Source organism: Photobacterium sp. DNB22_13_2 (genome assembly GCF_052873915.1).
This window is the reverse complement of sequence record NZ_JBNNXU010000298.1, coordinates 1-236: the sequence shown is the minus strand read 5'-3', so window position 1 is coordinate 236 and position 236 is coordinate 1. Positions and strand designations below refer to the sequence as shown.

Sequence of the window (236 nt, the reverse complement as noted above, 5' to 3'; positions counted from 1 at the left end):
CCGCCAGGATGCCGGCCAGCACCGACAGCGAGAACTCCCACTGGAAGAACGCGAAGAAGCCCAGGATGATGACCACGTCGTGCAGGTTGGCGATGATGCCCGCCACTGCAAACTTCCACTCGAAGCGGATCGACAGGTAGATGACGATGCCGATCACCACGAACAGCAGCGCCAGCAGGCCGTCGGTGGCGAGTTCCTTGCCGACCTGCGGGCCGACAAATTCAACGCGCTGCAGC

Annotated in this window: 1 pseudogene; it reads right to left on the bottom strand. The window is 62.7% G+C overall.

The features are described 5' to 3' along the window. Positions 1 to 236 (bottom strand): annotated as a pseudogene (gene secF, locus ACVA58_RS28720) (protein translocase subunit SecF); the annotation flags it as partial.